This is a genomic window from Klebsiella sp. Q11 (genome assembly GCF_964241505.1).
Lineage (GTDB): Bacteria > Pseudomonadota > Gammaproteobacteria > Enterobacterales > Enterobacteriaceae > Klebsiella > Klebsiella michiganensis.
In genome coordinates, this window is the sequence record NZ_CAXSXW010000008.1 from 65,301 (window position 1) to 83,771 (window position 18,471).

At 54.8% G+C, this 18,471-nt stretch carries 16 protein-coding genes; 12 read left to right on the plus strand and 4 right to left on the minus strand.

The window, feature by feature from the left end:
• The first annotated feature begins 15 nt into the window (after positions 1-15).
• The 4 genes from ACESQ2_RS14740 to ACESQ2_RS14755 are packed head-to-tail and all read left to right on the plus strand — an operon-like array spanning position 16 to position 3,473.
• Complete coding sequence (locus tag ACESQ2_RS14740; protein WP_004870916.1) at positions 16-288, plus strand: PTS sugar transporter subunit IIB; 273 nt, start codon at positions 16-18, stop codon at positions 286-288.
• A gap of 20 nt (positions 289-308) precedes the next feature.
• Complete coding sequence (locus ACESQ2_RS14745) at positions 309-1,700, plus strand: PTS ascorbate transporter subunit IIC (RefSeq protein ID WP_004852862.1); 1,392 nt, start codon at positions 309-311, stop codon at positions 1,698-1,700.
• Positions 1,697-2,527: a transketolase gene (locus ACESQ2_RS14750; protein ID WP_373170766.1), complete on the plus strand. Its 831-nt coding sequence runs from the start codon at positions 1,697-1,699 to the stop codon at positions 2,525-2,527. The genes ACESQ2_RS14745 and ACESQ2_RS14750 overlap by 4 nt, the downstream gene beginning before the upstream one ends.
• Positions 2,520-3,473, plus strand: a complete 954-nt coding sequence (locus ACESQ2_RS14755; RefSeq protein ID WP_049069308.1) for a transketolase family protein — start codon at positions 2,520-2,522, stop codon at positions 3,471-3,473. The genes ACESQ2_RS14750 and ACESQ2_RS14755 overlap by 8 nt, the downstream gene beginning before the upstream one ends.
• A 46-nt stretch (positions 3,474-3,519) precedes the next feature.
• Here ACESQ2_RS14755 and pta read toward each other — a convergent pair whose 3' ends face one another.
• A complete protein-coding gene (gene pta, locus ACESQ2_RS14760) occupies positions 3,520-5,664 on the minus strand; it encodes a phosphate acetyltransferase (protein WP_014230257.1) in 2,145 nt (714 codons plus the stop codon).
• Between the two features lie 200 nt (positions 5,665-5,864).
• Positions 5,865-7,067: an acetate kinase gene (ackA, locus tag ACESQ2_RS14765; protein ID WP_004123156.1), complete on the minus strand. Its 1,203-nt coding sequence runs from the start codon at positions 7,065-7,067 to the stop codon at positions 5,865-5,867.
• Between the two features lie 336 nt (positions 7,068-7,403).
• Between ackA and yfbV the strand changes: the two genes are divergently transcribed.
• The 4 genes from yfbV to ACESQ2_RS14785 all read left to right on the plus strand — a co-directional run bounded on the left by yfbV (position 7,404) and on the right by ACESQ2_RS14785 (position 11,020).
• A complete protein-coding gene (gene yfbV, locus ACESQ2_RS14770; RefSeq protein ID WP_004104090.1) occupies positions 7,404-7,859 on the plus strand; it encodes a terminus macrodomain insulation protein YfbV in 456 nt (151 codons plus the stop codon).
• Positions 7,860-7,945: 86 nt separating this feature from the next.
• Positions 7,946-8,440: a YfbU family protein gene (locus ACESQ2_RS14775; protein WP_004852855.1), complete on the plus strand. Its 495-nt coding sequence runs from the start codon at positions 7,946-7,948 to the stop codon at positions 8,438-8,440.
• A gap of 11 nt (positions 8,441-8,451) precedes the next feature.
• Positions 8,452-9,111: a sugar phosphatase gene (locus ACESQ2_RS14780; protein ID WP_373170771.1), complete on the plus strand. Its 660-nt coding sequence runs from the start codon at positions 8,452-8,454 to the stop codon at positions 9,109-9,111.
• Positions 9,112-9,187: 76 nt separating this feature from the next.
• Positions 9,188-11,020: an SLC13 family permease gene (locus ACESQ2_RS14785; RefSeq protein WP_004104087.1), complete on the plus strand. Its 1,833-nt coding sequence runs from the start codon at positions 9,188-9,190 to the stop codon at positions 11,018-11,020.
• 48 nt (positions 11,021-11,068) lie between these two features.
• Here the strand turns inward: ACESQ2_RS14785 and yfbR are convergent, their stop codons facing one another.
• Positions 11,069-11,668 carry a 5'-deoxynucleotidase gene (gene yfbR / locus ACESQ2_RS14790; protein WP_373170773.1) on the minus strand — a complete coding sequence of 200 codons (600 nt, stop codon included), beginning with the start codon at positions 11,666-11,668 and terminating at the stop codon, positions 11,069-11,071.
• A gap of 87 nt (positions 11,669-11,755) precedes the next feature.
• A complete protein-coding gene (gene alaA / locus ACESQ2_RS14795; protein ID WP_004852849.1) occupies positions 11,756-12,973 on the minus strand; it encodes an alanine transaminase AlaA in 1,218 nt (405 codons plus the stop codon).
• Between the two features lie 887 nt (positions 12,974-13,860).
• Between alaA and ACESQ2_RS14800 the strand changes: the two genes are divergently transcribed.
• The 4 genes from ACESQ2_RS14800 (at position 13,861) to nuoC (ending at position 18,470) form a co-directional block, all read left to right on the plus strand.
• Entirely contained in the window at positions 13,861-14,787 is a 927-nt protein-coding gene (locus ACESQ2_RS14800) for a LysR family transcriptional regulator (protein ID WP_224260411.1), read from the plus strand.
• A 651-nt stretch (positions 14,788-15,438) separates the two neighbouring features.
• Entirely contained in the window at positions 15,439-15,885 is a 447-nt protein-coding gene (gene nuoA, locus ACESQ2_RS14805; RefSeq protein WP_004123140.1) for an NADH-quinone oxidoreductase subunit NuoA, read from the plus strand.
• 15 nt (positions 15,886-15,900) lie between these two features.
• On the plus strand, positions 15,901-16,575 hold the full coding sequence (gene nuoB / locus ACESQ2_RS14810; RefSeq protein ID WP_002913178.1) for an NADH-quinone oxidoreductase subunit NuoB: 675 nt from the start codon (positions 15,901-15,903) through the stop codon (positions 16,573-16,575).
• Positions 16,576-16,661: 86 nt separating this feature from the next.
• The gene (gene nuoC / locus ACESQ2_RS14815) at positions 16,662-18,470 is read left to right on the plus strand and encodes an NADH-quinone oxidoreductase subunit C/D (RefSeq protein WP_004104077.1); all 1,809 of its coding nucleotides are present in this window, start codon (positions 16,662-16,664) and stop codon (positions 18,468-18,470) included.
• Position 18,471 lies beyond the last annotated feature (1 nt).

The following is an 18,471-nucleotide window of genomic DNA, read 5'->3' on the forward strand; positions in this document are numbered from 1 at the left end:
AAAAAGGTGATAACAATGAAAATTATGGCAATTTGCGGCTCTGGCCTGGGCAGTAGTTTTATGGTTGAGATGAATATAAAAAAAGTGCTTAAAAAACTCGATATCGAGGCCGAGGTAGAGCACTCCGATCTGTCGTCGGCAACGCCGGGCGCGGCGGATTTATTCGTGATGGCAAAAGACATTGCCGCCAGCGCCAGCGTGCCGGAAAGCCAGCTGGTGGTGATTACCAACATCATCGATATTAACGAACTCGAAGCGCAGCTGCGCGCGTGGTTCGCCAGACAATAATTATTGATAGCGAGGTGGATATGTTTATCCTTGAAACGCTGAATTTTGTTGTTGATATTCTAAAAGTACCCTCGGTGCTGGTCGGTTTAATTGCGTTAATTGGTCTGGTAGCGCAAAAGAAATCTTTCTCCGATGTCGTCAAGGGAACCATTAAAACAATTCTGGGTTTTATTGTTCTTGGCGGCGGCGCGACGGTATTAGTCGGTTCGCTGAATCCGCTGGGGGGCATGTTTGAACATGCTTTTAATATTCAGGGCATTATTCCTAATAATGAGGCGATTGTTTCTATTGCCCTGGAAAAATACGGTGCTTCAACCGCGCTGATTATGGCGTTCGGGATGGTAGCGAATATTGTGGTCGCCCGGTTTACGCGTCTGAAGTATATCTTTCTGACCGGTCACCACACTTTCTATATGGCCTGTATGATCGGCGTTATTCTTACCGTGGCGGGTTTTGAAGGCGTCGGGCTGGTCTTTACCGGCTCCCTGATCCTCGGGCTGGTGATGGCGTTCTTCCCGGCGCTGGCCCAGCGCTATATGAAGCGTATTACCGGCACGGATGATATCGCTTTCGGCCATTTCGGCACCCTGGGCTATGTGCTGTCGGGTTGGATCGGTAGCGTCTGCGGTAAAGGATCGCGTTCAACTGAAGAGATGAACCTGCCGAAAAACCTGAGCTTCCTGCGCGACAGCTCCATCTCCATTTCGCTGACCATGATGATCATTTATCTGATTATGGCGGTGAGCGCGGGGCGCGAGTACGTGGAAAGCACCTTTAGCGGAGGCCAGAACTACCTGGTTTACGCCATCATTATGGCGATTACCTTCGCCGCCGGGGTGTTCATCATCCTGCAAGGGGTACGTCTGATCCTCGCGGAAATCGTGCCGGCCTTTACCGGATTTTCAGAAAAGCTGGTGCCCAACGCCCGTCCGGCGCTGGACTGCCCGGTCGTTTACCCCTACGCGCCCAACGCGGTGCTGATTGGCTTCCTGTTTAGTTTCCTCGGCGGTCTGGTCGGGCTGTTTCTCTGCGGGCAGTTTAAATGGGTGCTGATCCTGCCCGGCGTGGTGCCGCATTTCTTTACCGGCGCGACCGCAGGCGTCTTTGGCAACGCCACCGGCGGGCGGCGCGGGGCGATGATTGGCGCGTTTGCCAACGGCCTGCTGATCACCTTCCTGCCGGTGCTGCTGCTGCCGGTACTGGGGGCGATTGGCTTTGCCAACACCACTTTCTCGGATGCGGATTTCGGCGCCGTGGGTATCGTGCTGGGTAACCTGGCCCGCTACCTGTCGCCGTTTGCGATTACCGGCCTTGTTGTGGCGTTGTTTGTGCTGCTGGTGGCGTACAACGTTTTTGTGAAAAAGAAACCTGTGGGCGGCGGCGCGCAGGAGAACAGCGGAGCGAAATCATGAATGTGCAAGAAGTGACTAACCTGGCGCGGGACATTCGCGTCGCTACCCTGAAATCGCTGACGGACCTCGGTTTCGGCCACTATGGCGGCAGTATGTCGGTCGTGGAGACGCTGGCGGTACTGTACGGCGCGGTGATGAAAATTGATCCCGCGGACCCGGACTGGCCAGAGCGCGACTACTTTGTGTTATCAAAAGGTCATGCCGGCCCCGCGCTGTACAGCACGTTAGCGATTAAGGGGTATTTCCCGATGGAGAAGCTGAGTACGCTAAACCAGAACGGTACGCGGCTGCCAAGCCATCCGGACCGGCTGAAAACGCGTGGTGTGGACGCCACTACGGGCTCGCTGGGGCAGGGGATTTCTATTGCCGCCGGGATGGCGCTGTCGCATAAGCTGGCGGGGCGGGCGAATCGCGTGTTCTGTATCGTTGGCGACGGCGAGCTGAATGAAGGCCAGTGCTGGGAAGCCTTTCAGTTTATTGCCCATCACCGTCTGAATAATCTGACCGTGTTTGTTGACTGGAACAAGCTACAGCTTGACGGCAGGCTGGATGAAATCATTCGCGCTTTCAACCTGGAGGATAAATTCCGCGCCTTTGGTTTTGATGTCGTCACCGTCAAAGGCGATGACATCCCCGGGCTGCTGGCCGCGGTTCAACCCGTACCTCCCGTCGATGCGCGCCCGCGCGTGGTTATTCTCGATAGCGTGAAAGGCCAGGGCGTGCCGTATCTCGAGAATCTCAGTAATAACCACCATTTACGCCTGACGGCGGAGATGAAAGAGACGCTAAACGAGACGATTCGCCAACTGGAGGCTGAACATGATTAAGGTTGCACCCGCAGGGCAAAAAGATGCCGTAGAGATGCGTAAAGTCTATGCCGGATTCGTCGCGCAGCAAATTGAAACCAGGAGCCCGATTATCGCGCTGGAAGCGGATCTGATGAGCTCCATGGCGATGGATGGCGTCGCGCGGGAGCATCCGCAGCACGTCATCAACTGCGGCATTATGGAAGCCAACGTGATCGGCACCGCCGCCGGGCTATCGTTGACCGGACGCAAGCCGTTTGTCCATACCTTTACCGCTTTCGCCAGCCGCCGCTGTTTCGACCAGCTGTTTATGTCGCTCGATTATCAGCGGAATAACGTCAAAGTGATTGCTTCGGATGCGGGGGTGACCGCCTGCCATAACGGCGGAACCCATATGTCGTTTGAAGATATGGGGATCGTGCGCGGTCTGGCCCATTCGGTGGTGCTGGAAGTGACCGATGCGGTGATGTTTGAGGATATTCTGCGGCAGCTTATCGATCTCGACGGTTTTTACTGGGTACGCACGATCCGCAAACAGGCGCCGAGCGTCTATGCGCCGGGTTCGACGTTTACCATCGGCAAAGGGAATGTGCTGCGCGAAGGCGACGACATCACCCTGATTGCCAACGGGATCATGGTGGCGGAAGCCCTTGAGGCGGCGCGTCAGCTTGAGCAGGAAGGGGTCAGCGCGGCGGTGATTGATATGTTTACCCTGAAGCCCATCGACCGCATGCTGGTGAAAAATTATGCCGAGAAAACCGGGCGTATCGTGACCTGTGAAAACCACAGTATTCATAACGGACTGGGATCGGCGGTGGCGGAAGTGCTGGTGGAGACCTGCCCGGTTCCGATGCGTCGCGTGGGGGTGAAGGAGCGCTATGGCCAGGTGGGAACGCAGGATTTCTTGCAGAAGGAGTATGGCCTGACGGCGCATGATATTGTCTCGGCGGCGCGAGAGCTGCTGTAAATAAAAAGGCGACCATCCGGTCGCCTTTTTTCATGCAGCGGGCAGATTATGCTTGCTGCTGGGACGACTGAATCGCGGTCAGGGCGATGGTATAGACGATATCGTCAACCAGCGCGCCACGGGACAGGTCGTTCACCGGCTTACGCATCCCCTGCAGCATCGGCCCGATGGAGATCAGGTCGGCAGAACGCTGTACGGCTTTGTAAGTGGTGTTACCGGTGTTCAGATCCGGGAAGATGAACACGGTCGCGCGGCCGGCAACCGGGGAGTTCGGCGCTTTGGATTTCGCAACGTCAGCCATGACCGCCGCATCGTACTGCAGCGGGCCGTCGATCATCAGGTCAGGACGTTTTTCCTGCGCCAGACGGGTCGCTTCGCGTACTTTCTCTACATCGCTGCCGGCGCCGGAGGTGCCGGTGGAGTAGGAGAGCATGGCCACGCGCGGTTCGATGCCGAAGGCAATTGCGGAGTCTGCGGACTGGATGGCGATTTCAGCCAGCTGTTCAGCGGTCGGATCCGGGTTGATCGCGCAGTCGCCGTAAACGTAAACCTGTTCCGGCAGCAGCATGAAGAATACGGAGGAGACCAGAGAGCTGCCCGGAGCCGTTTTGATCAGCTGCAGCGGCGGACGGATGGTGTTGGCGGTGGTGTGAACCGCGCCGGATACCAGACCGTCGACTTCGTCCTGCTCGAGCATCAGGGTGCCGAGAACCACGTTGTCTTCCAGCTGCTCGCGGGCAACCGCTTCGGTCATCCCCTTGCTCTTACGCAGCTCGACCAGGCGAGCAACGTAGCTTTCGCGAACCACTTCCGGGTCAACGATTTCAATACCGGCGCCCAGCTCTACGCCCTGAGAGGCGGCCACGCGGGTGATTTCATCCGGGTTACCCAGCAGTACGCAGGTGGCGATACCGCGCTCGGCGCAGATAGCCGCGGCTTTAACGGTACGCGGCTCGTTGCCTTCCGGCAGCACGACGCGCTTGCCTGCTTTACGCGCCAGCTCGGTAAGCTGATAGCGGAAGGCTGGCGGAGAGAGGCGACGGCTGCGCTCGGAAGTTGCGGTCAGCGATTCAATCCAGTCGGCGTTGATATAGTTAGCCACGTATTCCTGAACTTTCTCGATGCGCTCGTGATCGTCAACCGGAACTTCCAGGTTGAAGCTCTGCAGGCTCAGAGAGGTTTGCCAGGTGTTGGTGTTAACCATGAATACCGGCAGGCCGGTTGCAAACGCGCGTTCGCACAGTTTGCTGATGCGGGCGTCCATTTCGTAGCCGCCGGTCAGCAGGATAGCGCCGATTTCCACGCCGTTCATCGCGGCCAGGCAGGCGGCGACCAGAACGTCAGGACGGTCTGCGGAAGTGACCAGCAGGGAGCCTGCGCGGAAGTGTTCCAGCATGTGCGGAATGCTACGCGCACAGAAGGTGACGGACTTCACGCGACGGGTATTGATGTCGCCTTCGTTGATGATGGTGGCGTTCAGGTGATGCGCCATATCAATCGCGCGGGTGGCGATCAGATCGAAGCTCCACGGCACCGCGCCCAGAACCGGTAATGGGCTACCGCTCTGCAGCTGAGCCGGATCGATCTTCACGACTTTTGCTTTGGAAGAGTCGTCGAAGATTTCCGACAGGTCAGGGCGAGTACGGCCCTGTTCGTCAACCGGCGCATTCAGCTTGTTGACGATCACGCCGGTGACGCTGGTGTTTTTCGCGCCGCCGAAGCTGCTGCGAGTCAGCTCAATGCGCTCTTTCAGCTGTTCCGGAGTATCGGTACCCTGGGACATCACAAAAACGATTTCAGCGTTCAGCGTTTTCGCGATTTCGTAGTTCAGAGACTGGGCAAACTGATGTTTGCGGGTCGGGACCAGACCTTCAACCAGCACCACTTCCGCATCCTGAGCGTTGGCGTGGTAGTTGGCGATGATCTCTTCCATCAGCACGTCTTTCTGGTTGCTGGAGAGCAGCGACTCAACGTGGCTCATCTTCAGCGGTTCTGCGGCCGGAAGGTCGGAGTTCGCGCGAATAATAGTGGTAGTCTGGTCTGGCGCATCGCCACCGGCACGCGGTTGAGCGATAGGTTTAAAGACGCTCAGACGAACGCCTTTACGTTCCATAGCACGGATAACACCGAGGCTGACGCTGGTCAGGCCTACGCTGGTTCCGGTAGGGATCAGCATGATTGTACGGGACACGATATATCCTCTTTCGTTACCGCCAGTATCAGGCGGGATACAAAACTGCACCACCAGCTTCCCGTCATACTTCAAGTTGCATGTGCGTTGGCTTTACCCGCTCACCCCAGTTACGTACTACTCGTACGCTCCTGGGGATTCTCTGCGTCGCCGCCTTCCTGCAACTCGAATTATTTAGGGTTATGGCTGGCGGTGTGGAATCAGGCGGTCAGACGGTTGGCGTCTTGCGCGATGACCAGCTCTTCGTTGGTCGGAATGACGATAGCCGGGCGAGTGCCTTCTTTGTTGATGAAGCCAGACTTGCCGAAACGGGCAGCCAGGTTGCGCTCGTGATCAACTTCAAAGCCCAGTACGCCCAGTTTGCCCAGAGACAGTTCGCGAACCATCGCGGCGTTCTCACCGATACCACCGGTGAATACGACGGCGTCCAGACGACCGTCCATCAGCGCGGTGTAGGAGCCGATATATTTCGCCAGGCGGTGGCAGTAAACGTCCATGGCACGTTTAGCGTCAGCTTTTTCCTGGTAGTTGTCTTCAACGTAGCGGCAGTCGCTGGTCACTTCGGTCAGACCGAGCAGACCGGACTCTTTGGTCAGCATTTTGTTGATGGCGTCTACGCTCATGCCCAGCGCATCGTGCAGATGGAAAATGATTGCCGGGTCGATATCGCCAGAACGCGTACCCATAACCAGACCTTCCAGCGGAGTCAGACCCATGGAAGTGTCAACGCACTTACCGTTGCGGATAGCGGAAACGGAACCACCGTTGCCCAGATGGCAGGTGATGATGTTCAGCTCTTCAACCGGTTTGTTCAGAACTTTCGCGGCTTCCTGAGTCACATAGAAGTGGCTGGTGCCGTGCGCGCCGTAGCGACGTACGCCGTGTTCTTTGTACAGGCTGTACGGCAGGGCATAGAGGTAAGATTCTTCCGGCATGGTCTGATGGAACGCGGTGTCGAACACGGCAACGTTCTTGTCTTTCAGATTAGGGAAAGATTTCAGCGCCTCAGCGATACCGATTAGGTGCGCCGGGTTGTGCAGCGGAGCGAAAGAGGCGGAGTCTTTGATTCCCTGAATCACGGAGTCATCGATAACGACGGAGCTGGTGTATTTTTCACCACCGTGAACGATGCGGTGGCCGATTGCGGTCAGCTGAGCAGACAGTTCTGGTTTTTGTGCCAGAATAGTGTTAACGATAAAGTTCAGCGCTTCACTGTGAGCAGCGCCAGCGCCTAATTCGGCTTCTTGCTTGCTGCCGTCCATTTTCCATTTGATACGGGCTTCAGGAAGATGGAAACATTCTGCTAAACCGGACAGGTATTCGTCGCCGTTGACGGCATCAAGGATAGCGAATTTCAGAGAGGAGCTACCGCAGTTCAGAACCAGTACTAACTTACTCGACATGGAAGTACCTTTTATGATACGTGGCTAAAAAAACGTCAGTGTGTCACAAAGCGTAGCGCAGGATGACATCGACATTTATGATTAACATCATGCCTTGTACTGTTTTCGGGCACGATGAGAGAAGTACATTTGATTTTATGTCATTTTGCATAATTTTCAGCCGGTGGCAGAATATGCGATAATTTGACTAACCTGGTAAAAGGGTCTAACCGCCCCTCAGGTGCGCACAGAATACCTGATTGAGGCCGCCATTGCCAAAATCTTTTGAACGTTGTCATGCACAGTTGGTGTTTTGCACATATTTTTTAAGTTTTATATGTAAAGTTGAGGTAAGCCATGTCCGGTCCCGAGAATCGCCCTGTGAGTTTTTTTGGCTTGTTTCGCCACGGGCAGCACTATGCAAAGACCTGGCCTCTGGATAAGCGCCTTGCCCCGGTGTTTATTGAAAACCGTATTATTCGCGCCACGCGCTATGCGATTCGCATCATGCCGCCGGTGGCGATTTTCACGCTGTGCTGGCAAATCGCCCTCGGCGGCCAGCTGGGTCCTGCCGTGGCTACCGCGCTGTTCGCGCTGAGTCTGCCAATGCAAGGCTTATGGTGGCTGGGTAAGCGTTCGGTAACGCCGCTGCCGCCATCGATACTGAACTGGTTTTATGAAGTACGGGGTAAACTGCAGGAGGCGGGACAAGCGCTGACGCCGGTTGACGGCAAGCCGGATTATCAGGCTTTAGCTGACACGCTTAAGCGCGCCTTCAAACAACTGGATAAAACTTTCCTTGATGATTTGTAATTGCATCGGGAAAACGCATATAAAAGAAGGCGCATAATTGATGCGCCTTCTTTTTTCACGTCGTAAAAGTGCCACAGGAGTCAAAAATGGAAATGACCAATGCGCAGCGTCTGATTCTGTCGAATCAATACAAAATGATGACGATGCTCGATCCGGACAACGCTGAACGCTACCGCCGCCTGCAGACCATCATTGAGCGTGGATACGGGCTGCAGATGCGCGAGCTGGACCGCGAGTTTGGCCAGCTTACCGAGGAAACGTGTCGTACCATCATTGATATCATGGAGATGTATCACGCGCTGCATGTCTCCTGGACGAACCTGAAGGATGCCAGCGGAATTGACGAGCGTCGGGTCACCTTCCTCGGCTTTGACGTGGCGACCGAAGCCCGCTATCTCGGCTATGTCCGCTTTATGGTTAACGTTGAAGGGCGCTACAGCCACTTTGACGCCGGCACTCACGGCTTTAACGCCCAGACCCCGATGTGGGAAAAATACCAGCGCATGCTGAGCACCTGGCACTCCTGCCCGCGTCAGTACCATTTAAGCAGTAACGAAATTAACCAAATTATCAACGCCTGATGGAGGTTCCCGTGCAGTGTAAAGGTTTCCTGTTTGATCTTGACGGGACATTGGTCGATTCGCTGCCGGTTGTGGAGCGTTCATGGTGCAAATGGGCGGATCGGTTCAGTATCCCTCATGATGAAGTGCTGAACTTCATTCATGGCAAACAGGCGATAACCTCGTTGCGTCATTTTCTCCCCGGCCTCAGCGAAGAGGAGATTCAGGCAGAGTTCACCCTGCTGGAAACGGTAGAAGCAACGGATACGGATGGCGTCACGGCGCTGCCGGGCGCGGTGGCGTTGCTCAGGACGCTCGATCGCGCGGGGATTCCGTGGGCGATCGTGACGTCGGGGTCAATACCCGTCGCCCACGCTCGTCATCGTGCCGCGGGGCTGCCTGAGGCGAAGGTTTTTGTTACCGCCGAGCGCGTAAAGCACGGGAAACCCGCACCGGACGCCTACCTGCTGGGGGCCGAACTGTTGGGGCTGGCGCCGGGGGATTGCGCCGTCGTGGAGGATGCGCCTGCCGGTCTGCTCGCCGGGCTGAATGCCGGCTGTCGCACCATCGCGGTCAATGTGCCCGCCGATGCGCCGCGTCTTGATGAAGCGGATTTAGTATTAACGACGCTGGAGAGCCTGCAGGTTGAACGCCTGCCTGACGGCAACGTGAATATTATCCTTAAAGATTAATCTCATGATTTAGCCCCGCGCCGGCGGGGCTTTTTTATGCCAGACTTCCAACTCCATCTTCTGACAAGGATAAGTTGTGAACGGTGAATTGATTTGGGTGTTATCTCTTCTTGCCGTAGCCGTCGTGCTCTTTGCCACCGGAAAAGTGCGCATGGATGCTATCGCATTGCTGGTGATTGTCGCTTTCGTTCTCAGCGACACTTTAACGCTCAGCGAGGCCTTCTCCGGCTTTAGCGATCCTAACGTTATTCTTATTGCCGCGCTTTTTATTATTGGCGATGGGCTGGTGCGCACCGGGGTCGCCACCAAAATGGGCTCCTGGCTGGTGAAGGTTGCCGGTAACAGCGAAACCAAAATGCTGGTTTTTTTGATGCTGACCGTTGCCGGGCTGGGCGCTTTTATGAGCTCGACGGGCGTGGTGGCCATTTTTATTCCGGTGGTGCTCAGCGTATCAATGCGCATGAACACCTCGCCTTCGCGGTTAATGATGCCGCTCAGTTTTGCCGGGCTTATCAGCGGGATGATGACGCTTGTCGCCACGCCGCCCAACCTGGTCGTCAACAGCGAACTATTACGCGAAGGGCTGCAAGGATTCAGCTTTTTTAGCGTCACGCCGATAGGCCTGGTGGTGCTGGTTCTGGGCGTTTTCTATATGCTGGTGATGCGCTTTATGCTTAAGGGAGATGAAAGCGAACAGGTCAGAGATGGGCGTAAACGCAGCACCTTTCGCGATCTCATCAAAGATTATCATCTGACCGGCAGGGCGCGTCGCCTGGCTATTCGCCCCGGCTCGCCGATGATTGGCCAGCGCCTGGACGACCTGAAACTACGCGAGCGCTATGGGGCGAACGTTATCGGCGTTGAGCGCTGGCGGCGCTTTCGGCGGGTTATCGTGAACGTTAATGGGGTATCAGAATTCCGCGCCCGTGACGTTTTGCTGATCGATATGTCGGCTTCGGACGTTGATTTACGCCAGTTTTGCGGCGAGCAGATGCTTGAGCCGATGGTGCTGCGCGGTGAATATTTTTCCGATCAGGCGCTGGACGTAGGGATGGCGGAAGTCTCTCTGATCCCGGATTCAGAGCTGATTGGCAAGTCGGTGCGCGAAATCGCTTTTCGTACCCGTTTTGATTTGAACATCGTGGGCCTGAAGCGCGATGGCAAAGCCATTGACGGCGCGGTCACCGATGAACCCCTGCAGCTTGGCGATATCATGCTGGTGGTTGGCAACTGGCGGCAGATAGCCCTGCTGGCCAAGCGGGGGCGGGACTTCGTGGTGCTGAATATGCCCATTGAGGTCAATGACGCCTCGCCGGCGCACAGCCAGGCGCCGCACGCCATTTTCTGTCTGGTGCTGATGGTGGCGCTGATGCTGACTGACGAAATACCTAACCCTATAGCGGCCATCATTGCCTGCCTGCTGATGGGTAAATTCCGCTGCATCAACGCGGAAAGCGCCTATAAAGCCATCCACTGGCCGAGCATAATTTTGATCGTCGGAATGATGCCTTTTGCCCTGGCGCTGCAGAAAACCGGCGGGGTGGATCTGGTTGTGAAAGGCCTGATGGACGTGGCGGGGAGTAAAGGGCCCTATCTGATGCTGGGCTGCCTGTTCGTGATGTGCGCGGCTATCGGCCTGTTTATTTCCAATACCGCTACCGCGGTGCTGATGGCGCCGATTGCGCTGGCTGCGGCGAAGTCGATGGGCGTATCGCCATATCCCTTTGCGATGGTCGTGGCTATGGCGGCTTCTGCGGCGTTTATGACGCCGGTATCATCACCGGTGAACACGCTGGTGCTGGGGCCGGGTAAGTACTCATTTAGCGATTTCGTCAAAATTGGCGTACCGTTTACCATCATGGTGATGGTGGTGTGCGTACTGCTAATCCCGGTACTGTTCCCGTTTTGATAGCGCTGTAAAAATTCCCGGTCAGGCGCGCGCCGGCCGGGAAGTGATTTATAAAGGTGAATCCTGGCTAATTTCATCAAGGGAAAGATGGAAGCTCGGTACAAATACCCGCATAAAGTAGTCCATCTCTGGACTGCGGCGCGATTCCAGCGTTTTCTCCAGGCGGCCCTTGGCCAGCAGAAATTCATTGTTACCCGCCGATAGCTCTTCCAGACACTTCAGGTAGGCGCAAAGCGCATCGGCCTGTTTGACAATGGATTTTTCCTCTTCGCTATAGTGATGTTCGTCAATGAGTGGCGCAAAAATGTCGCGCAGCTCGTCAGGAACCATATCGACCAGCTTCTGCTGGGCGATTTTCTCGATGGCTTTGTACTCTTGCGCGATCTGCGAATTGAAATATTTTACCGGCGTCGGCAGGTCGCCGGTCAGGACTTCCGAGGCATCGTGATACATCGCCAGCAGCGCGATGCGTTCGGCGTTAACCCGCCCGCCGAATTTACGATTTTTGATCGCCGCCAGCGCATGGGCCACCATCGCGACCTGTAAGCTGTGTTCGGAGACGTTTTCGGTGCGCACATTACGCATCAGCGGCCAGCGGTTGATCAGTTTCAGGCGGGAGAGGTGGGCAAAGAAATGACTCTGACTCATAGGAACCCTTAATCAGTTACGACGTCGGGTGCCATTGTGCGCAGGGATTGCCGCCGGATGCAAATCCCGGCGGCTGGACAGATAAAATCAGAGCTGATGATAGCCGGAAAGGAAACGCCCGAAACGGGTAATTGCCATTTCAAGATCGTCTTCGCGCGGAAGGGTCACAATACGCACGTGGTCCGGCCACGGCCAGTTAAAGGCGGTACCCTGAACCAGCAGGACTTTCTCCTGCAGCAGAAAATCGAGCACCATCTTCTGGTCATCGTGAATATTAAAGCGTTTAGCGTCGATTTTCGGGAACATATACAGCGCGCCTTTCGGCTTAGTGCACGAGACGCCCGGAATGTCGTTAATCAGCTCCCAGGCGCGATTACGCTGTTCATACAAGCGTCCGCCGGGAACAATAAATTCGCTGATGCTCTGATAGCCGCCGAGAGCGGTTTGGATCGCATGCTGGGCCGGGACGTTGGCGCACAGGCGCATAGAGGCCAGCATCTCCAGGCCTTCGATATAGCCTTTTGCGTGTTTCTTCGGCCCGTTCAGTACCATCCAACCCTGGCGGAAGCCGGCAACGCGGTAGGTTTTTGACAGGCCGTTAAAGGTAACGGTGAGCAGATCCGGGGCCAGCGGCGCAATTGAGTGGTGCTGCGCTTCATCGTAGAGGATCTTATCGTAGATCTCATCGGCGAAAATAATCAGGTTATGCTGGCGGGCGATCTCGACGATCTCCATCAGCAGCTCTTTTGAGTACACCGCGCCGGTTGGGTTATTCGGGTTGATAATCACGATGCCGCGGGTACGCGGGGTGATTTTCGCGCGGATATCGTCAAGGTCCGGGAACCAGTCGGACGACTCATCGCAAAGATAATGCACCGCTTTACCGCTGGAAAGCGCGACCGCGGCGGTCCACAGCGGATAATCCGGCGCCGGGACCAGCATTTCATCGCCGCTGTTCAGCAGCGCCTGCATGGCCTGCACGATAAGCTCCGAAACGCCGTTACCAATATAGATATCTTCGACCGTCACATCACGCATACCGCGGGCCTGGTAATGCTGCATGATGGCCTTACGGGCGGAATAGAGGCCTTTTGAATCGCTGTAGCCCTGCGAGGTAGGGAGGTTGCGGATAACGTCAACGAGGATCTCGTCAGGCGCGTCAAAGCCAAACGGCGCTGGGTTGCCGATGTTCAGCTTCAGGACTTTATTGCCTTCTTCTTCAAGGCGTTTCGCCTCTTTCAGAACCGGGCCGCGGATGTCGTAACAGACGTTATCTAACTTGCTGGATTTTTCGATGGGGGACATGAACCTTGACCTTTTAGCTGTTATCGCCACTCCCTGCCGTGGAAGTCAGCACGGAATAATGTACTCCGCCTCCCCGCTGTTTTGAAGGGTTAACAGGAGAAGATTTTGCTATTCATCGCTTTTTGGTGTAATCAATTTATCTGGTGAACTGCACTTTTGTTTATACATTACACCTTTAATAATTTTATTGATGGTCTTATATTGTGCCTGGTGGTGTTTTGGTGAACGTTTATCTGGTTTGTTGATTTAAAGAGGACCGGCGCTTGTTTTTTACGCGTAAAACGAATCATCGTCTGGTGAACGTTTAATTCACAATACGCTGAAGGTTGTAACAACTTTGCTAGATATTTTTAATGAAAGTATTTAATAGCTAAATGAGTTTTATTTTATGCAAGGAATATTCTTAGATTTGTTAATTTAATTAAAGCCCCAACCAGCATTTAAAGTGGCCTGAGATAATACTGATTAACGCTTATAAATATTGTGGTTTTCGGTTAGAATATCGCCGTTAATACCGACATATGGCTATGCCAGGTAGCTTATTTCTTTATTAATACATTGTTATTGCAGGTTTTTGTTCTGCCTGAGCCCGATGGCAAGGTTTGTCGCCGGTGAGGATGCAGACAATGGTCATTGACGGCTATTTTTTGCGTCACATCACAAAAACAAATGCGTCGTAATTAAAAGCGCTTAGGCGTACGAGCAAAATATTACTCTGAAATTCCGCGCATTTGCTGCGGATGAGTGCTTTCTAATGCAATAACGTTCGTCCAGTTGTTCATCCGTCCGTCTCTGGCGGGTAACGCGAAGCTTAAGGATTAGCCGGAAGCCTGGAGCACAGCATCAACAAGGCAGGTAAGCATTAGCCGCCTGAATGTGAAGCAAATATGATAAATGAAAATCGTTCGATACTAAATTTAGACCTCGATCTCTTGAGAACCTTTGTTGCCGTCGCCGATCTCAGTACCTTTGCCGCTGCCGCCGTCGCGGTGCGCCGGACCCAGTCAGCGGTGAGCCAGCAGATGCAGCGGCTGGAGCAGCTGGTTGGCAAAGAACTTTTTGCTCGCCACGGGCGCAATAAGCTTCTGACCGAGCAGGGCATTCAGCTGCTGGGCTATGCGCGGAAAATTCTGCGCTTTAATGATGAAGCCTGTATGTCGCTCATGTTTGGCAGCCTGCAGGGAACGCTGACCGTGGGAGCCTCTGATGAGACGGCGGATACCATTTTACCGTGCCTGTTAAACCGGATTGGTAGTTTTTATCCCAGGCTGACGCTGGAAATCAAAGTCCTCAAACACCTTGATATCGTCGATATGCTGAAGAGCGGGACAATCGATCTTGCGCTGACGACCCGACAAACCAAGGGTTCCGACATGCTGACGCTGCGCACGTCGCCAACGCTGTGGTACTGCGCAGCGGATTATGTCCTCCCTCAGGGCGAGTCTGTCCCGCTTGTTTTGCTGGATGCCCCGGATCCGTTTCGGGAAGAGATCGTTGAGGTACTCAACGCCGCCGGCGTTGCGTGGCATCTTTCCCATGCGGCAAGCTCAATGGCGGGGGTGAAGGCGGCGGTGAAAGCCGGGCTTGGCGTGACCGCGCAGCCGGTAGAGATGATGAGCCCCGAATTTCGCGTACCGGGCCGGAGTGACGGTTTACCCGTGCTGCCTGATACCCGCTACATGCTGAACTGCAATCCGCAGAAGGCAAGCGAGCTGACGCAGGCCATTTTTCAGTCGCTGAGCGCAGAGTACCAGCCGTGGTCCACGCAACGCGTTTATACTCCTGAAGGGGGAGATAATTCCCTTATTTCCTGAGCGGGAAAAGCTAACAAACATCACAAAAACTGGTAACAAAATGTAAGTGTAAAAACGAACCCCAGACGTGTGAAATTGCCGCTGCGGTTCGTTTTTTTCAAATTTTATTGATTAATAGAAACTTTTGTTGATTTCTTTTGAGCTAAATCAGTAGGTTAGATCCGCTCCTCCTCTCATTTCTCGACTTTTCTCTGCACTTTCAATACTTCCTGCTAATGTTAAAAAACCATCTGGTTTGTTGCTGTTTTCTTGGTTGAATTAACAAAAGCGTGTCGCAGATCAAGAAAATACCCCTCCTTAGGGGGAGGAATCGTGTCTGAATCCTGTCAAAATAGGCGGGCCATTTTGATTTACGGCGGAAACGGACACGATTCAACAACACTAAAGCCGAACAGTATGCAAGGTTATTCCGCATGAAAGGGCATTTAATGTTAATGAAAAAAATCCAATGTAAATTAATGTTGTGAAAACTTTTGTTAAAGTTGACAAAAGGTTAATGAAAGGAGTAAAAAGCCACCGCAACTGGCCTTCCACATCACCCAGGGACGCTTTTTTGCACGGCTATTTTTTTATTCCTCCCCGTGAAACGCTGTGGCGTTCATCTGCCAGTAAGAGCAGAGGGTTTTAGCGCTACACTTTTTTGGTTAAGCAATGCGTATGTCAACATCCACTGAAGTCATCGCTCATCATTGGGCATTCGCTATATTTCTCATCATCGCTATCGGCCTGTGCTGCCTGATGCTCGTCGGCGGCTGGTACCTTGGCGGACGCGCGCGCGCGCGAAGCAAGAACACGCCGTTTGAATCCGGGATCGACTCCGTCGGTTCGGCTCGCTTACGTCTTTCTGCGAAGTTTTATCTGGTTGCCATGTTCTTCGTTATCTTCGACGTGGAAGCCCTGTATCTCTACGCATGGTCGACTTCTATCCGTGAAAGCGGCTGGGTCGGCTTTGTGGAAGCCGCAATTTTCATTTTAGTGCTACTGGCTGGTCTGGTTTACCTCGTTCGTATCGGCGCACTGGACTGGACGCCTGCGCGCTCCCGTCGCACGCTGGTTAACCCGGAAACAGACAGTCCCACTAACCGTCATACGCAGTAAAAGCGAGGCAATAAGATGGATTATACGCTCACCCGCATCGATCCTAACGGTGAGAACGACCGTTACCCCCTGCAAAAACAGGAGATCGTAACCGACCCCCTGGAGCAAGAAGTCAATAAAAGCGTGTATATGGGGAAACTCGAACACGCCTTGCATGACATGGTGAACTGGGGCCGTAAGAACTCAATCTGGCCTTACAACTTCGGCCTTTCTTGCTGCTACGTGGAAATGGTGACGTCATTCACCGCGGTGCATGACGTTGCGCGCTTTGGTGCAGAAGTATTACGTGCCTCCCCGCGTCAGGCTGACCTGATGGTGGTTGCCGGCACCTGCTTTACCAAAATGGCGCCGGTCATTCAGCGTCTTTATGACCAGATGCTGGAGCCGAAGTGGGTTATCTCGATGGGCGCATGCGCCAACTCCGGCGGAATGTACGATATTTACTCTGTCGTCCAGGGCGTGGATAAGTTTATTCCGGTCGATGTTTACATCCCGGGCTGCCCGCCGCGTCCGGAAGCTTATATGCAGGCGCTGATGCTGCTGCAGGAATCCATTGGTAAAGAACGCCGTCCGCTCTCGTGGGTGGTTGGCGATCAGGGCGTGTACCGCGCCAATATGCAGTCGGAACGCGAGCGTAAACGCGGCGAACGTATTGCAGTGACCAATCTGCGGACTCCGGACGAGATTTAACTTGCGCCTGCGGGCGGGATAAAAACTTCGCAAATCAATCTACTACAGCGCGAAGCCTCGCCGGCAGTCACCACGGACCTTTTGCAATGGTGAACAATATGACCGATTTAACCGCGCATGACGCCGCACCAGCCTGGCAAACCCGCGATCACCTTGATGACCCGGTGATCGGCGAACTGCGCAACCGTTTTGGGCCGGATGCCTTTACCGTTCAGCCAACCCGCACCGGCGTTCCGGTGGTTTGGGTGAAGCGTGAACAGCTGCTTGAGGTGGGTGATTTCCTGAAGAAATTGCCGAAGCCTTACGTGATGCTGTTTGACCTGCACGGCATGGATGAACGTCTGCGCACGCACCGCGACGGTTTACCCGCCGCGGATTTTTCCGTTTTCTATCATCTGATTTCCATAGACCGCAACCGCGACATCATGCTCAAGGTTGCCTTGTCTGAAAACGATCTGCATCTGCCGACCTTCACCAAACTGTTCCCTAACGCCAACTGGTATGAGCGTGAAACCTGGGAGATGTTTGGCGTGACCTTCGATGGTCACCCGAATCTGCGCCGCATCATGATGCCGCCGACCTGGGAAGGTCACCCGCTGCGTAAAGACTACCCGGCGCGCGCCACCGAATTTGACCCGTTTGAGCTGACCAAAGCCAAACAGGATCTGGAAATGGAAGCGCTGACCTTCAAACCGGAAGAGTGGGGCATGAAGCGCGGGACCGAAAACGAGGACTTCATGTTCCTTAACCTCGGCCCGAACCACCCCTCCGCTCACGGTGCGTTCCGTATTATTCTGCAGCTTGATGGCGAAGAGATCATCGACTGCGTGCCAGATATCGGCTACCACCACCGCGGCGCCGAGAAAATGGGCGAGCGCCAGTCCTGGCACAGCTACATTCCGTATACCGACCGTATTGAATATCTCGGCGGCTGCGTTAACGAAATGCCTTACGTGCTGGCGGTTGAGAAACTGGCGGGGATAACCGTGCCGGATCGCGTCAATGTGATCCGCGTGATGCTCTCCGAGCTGTTCCGTATCAACAGCCATCTGCTGTACATCTCCACCTTTATTCAGGACGTCGGGGCGATGACGCCGGTGTTCTTTGCCTTTACCGACCGTCAAAAGATCTACGATCTGGTGGAAGCGATTACCGGTTTCCGTATGCACCCGGCCTGGTTCCGTATCGGCGGCGTCGCGCACGACCTGCCCCGCGGCTGGGATCGCCTGCTGCGCGAATTCCTCGAGTGGATGCCGAAGCGTCTGGATTCCTATGAGAAAGCCGCGCTGCGCAACACCATCCTCATCGGTCGTTCGAAAGGGGTTGCCGCCTACAACGCGAAAGAGGCGCTGGAGTGGGGCACCACCGGCGCGGGCCTGCGCGCGACCGGCATCGGCTTCGACGTACGTAAATGGCGTCCCTATTCTGGCTATGAAAACTTCGACTTTGAGATCCCGACCGGCGGTGGCGTCTCCGACTGCTACACCCGCGTGATGCTGAAAGTGGAAGAGCTGCGCCAGAGCCTGCGCATTCTTCAGCAGTGCCTCGATAACATGCCGGAAGGCCCGTTCAAGGCGGATCATCCGCTGACGACGCCGCCGCCAAAAGAGCGCACGCTGCAGCATATCGAAACCCTGATTACGCACTTCCTGCAGGTTTCCTGGGGCCCGGTCATGCCGGCGCAAGAATCCTTCCAGATGATTGAAGCGACCAAGGGTATTAACAGTTACTACCTGACCAGCGACGGCAGCACCATGAGCTACCGCACCCGCGTGCGCACGCCAAGCTTCGCGCACCTGCAGCAGATCCCGGCCGCTATTCGCGGCAGTCTGGTCTCCGACCTGATTGTCTATCTGGGTAGTATCGATTTTGTTATGTCAGACGTGGACCGCTAAT

Bases quoted from the DNA above. Each gene is read 5' to 3' on its own strand.
- ACESQ2_RS14740 (WP_004870916.1), top strand. From the start codon at position 16: ATGAAAATTATGGCAATTTGCGGCTCTGGCCTGGGCAGTAGTTTTATG.
- ACESQ2_RS14745 (WP_004852862.1), top strand. From the start codon at position 309: ATGTTTATCCTTGAAACGCTGAATTTTGTTGTTGATATTCTAAAAGTA.
- ACESQ2_RS14750 (WP_373170766.1), top strand. From the start codon at position 1,697: ATGAATGTGCAAGAAGTGACTAACCTGGCGCGGGACATTCGCGTCGCT.
- ACESQ2_RS14755 (WP_049069308.1), top strand. From the start codon at position 2,520: ATGATTAAGGTTGCACCCGCAGGGCAAAAAGATGCCGTAGAGATGCGT.
- ackA (WP_004123156.1), bottom strand. From the start codon at position 7,067: ATGTCGAGTAAGTTAGTACTGGTTCTGAACTGCGGTAGCTCCTCTCTG.
- yfbV (WP_004104090.1), top strand. From the start codon at position 7,404: ATGTCCGGTCCCGAGAATCGCCCTGTGAGTTTTTTTGGCTTGTTTCGC.
- ACESQ2_RS14775 (WP_004852855.1), top strand. From the start codon at position 7,946: ATGGAAATGACCAATGCGCAGCGTCTGATTCTGTCGAATCAATACAAA.
- yfbR (WP_373170773.1), bottom strand. From the start codon at position 11,668: ATGAGTCAGAGTCATTTCTTTGCCCACCTCTCCCGCCTGAAACTGATC.
- alaA (WP_004852849.1), bottom strand. From the start codon at position 12,973: ATGTCCCCCATCGAAAAATCCAGCAAGTTAGATAACGTCTGTTACGAC.
- ACESQ2_RS14800 (WP_224260411.1), top strand. From the start codon at position 13,861: ATGATAAATGAAAATCGTTCGATACTAAATTTAGACCTCGATCTCTTG.
- nuoA (WP_004123140.1), top strand. From the start codon at position 15,439: ATGCGTATGTCAACATCCACTGAAGTCATCGCTCATCATTGGGCATTC.
- nuoB (WP_002913178.1), top strand. From the start codon at position 15,901: ATGGATTATACGCTCACCCGCATCGATCCTAACGGTGAGAACGACCGT.
- nuoC (WP_004104077.1), top strand. From the start codon at position 16,662: ATGGTGAACAATATGACCGATTTAACCGCGCATGACGCCGCACCAGCC.